Consider the following 1472-nt stretch of genomic DNA (forward strand, 5'->3'; position numbering starts at 1 on the left):
TTATTCGCTTCCGCTCATAGGACAAGGCACTCCGTCTTCGTCTGACGCTTCCGCGTCGTCTCAGCCGACGGTCCTTCAAAACAGCATACAGAGTGTTAAGATTATGTCTTGATTGGATCAAGACCTCGGCCGATTAGTACTGGTCAGCTCCATACGTTACCGTACTTCCACCTCCAGCCTATCTACCTGGTCGTCTTCCAGTGGCCTTACTTCTTTCGAATGAGATATCTTATCTTAAGGGGGGCTTCGTGCTTAGATGCCTTCAGCACTTATCCCGTCCGAACTTGGCTACCCGGCTATGCCCTTGGCAGGACAACCGATGCACCAGAGGTTCGTCCGTTCCGGTCCTCTCGTACTAGGAACAGCTCCTCTCAAATTTCTTGCGCCCACGACGGATAGGGACCGAACTGTCTCACGACGTTCTGAACCCAGCTCGCGTGCCTCTTTAATGGGCGAACAGCCCAACCCTTGGGACCTGCTTCAGCCCCAGGATGAGACGAGCCGACATCGAGGTGCCAAACCTCCCCGTCGATGTGGACTCTTGGGGGAGATAAGCCTGTTATCCCCGAGGTAGCTTTTATCCGTTGAGCGATGGCCCTTCCACTCGGGACCACCGGATCACTAAGCTCGACTTTCGTCCCTGCTCGACATGTCTGTCTCGCAGTCAATCACCCTTCTGCCTTTGCACTCTTACAGATGGTTTCCAACCATCCTGAGGGTAACTTTAGGCGCCTCCGATACTTTTTAGGAGGCGACCGCCCCAGTCAAACTGCCCATCTGACACTGTCCGATGGCTGGATTACAGCCACTCGTTAGAATTCCAATATAACAGGGGTGGTATCCCAAGGGTGGCTCCCCACATGCTGGCGCACATGGTTCTCTGCCTCCCACCTATCCTGTACATGTTATATCAAAATCCAATGCCAGATTGCAGTAAAGCTCTACGGGGTCTTTCCGTCCTGTCGCGGGTAACTCGCATCTTCACGAGTACTACAATTTCACCGGGTGTGTTGTCGAGACAGCGCTCAAATCGTTACGCCTTTCGTGCGGGTCAGAACTTACCTGACAAGGAATTTCGCTACCTTAGGACCGTTATAGTTACGGCCGCCGTTTACTGGGGCTTAAGTTCGCACCTTCGCTTGCGCTAAGCACTCCCCTTAACCTTCCAGCACCGGGCAGGCGTCAGCCCCTATACGTCATCTTTCGATTTAGCAGAGACCTGTGTTTTTGCTAAACAGTCGCTTGAGCCTCTTCTCTGCGGCCTCTTTCGAGGCACTCCTTCTCCCGAAGTTACGGAGTCATTTTGCCGAGTTCCTTAACAACACTTCTCCCGCTCATCTTAGGATTCTCTCCTCGCCTACCTGTGTCGGTTTACGGTACGGGTAGCATGATACTTGATAGAAGCTTTTCTTGACAGTGTGAGTGCGGCGACTTCCCTACTTGTTTTTCGTTCCCCATCACAGCCTAGCCTT

At 52.8% G+C, this 1472-nt stretch carries 1 rRNA gene; it reads right to left on the reverse strand.

The annotated features are described in order from the left end of the window. Positions 1–113 precede the first annotated feature (113 nt). Positions 114–1472, reverse strand: a 23S ribosomal RNA gene (locus tag BLU30_RS14040); the annotation flags it as partial.

It is taken from the genome of Eubacterium barkeri, assembly GCF_900107125.1.
GTDB classification, from domain to species: Bacteria; Bacillota; Clostridia; order Eubacteriales; family Eubacteriaceae; genus Eubacterium_O; species Eubacterium_O barkeri.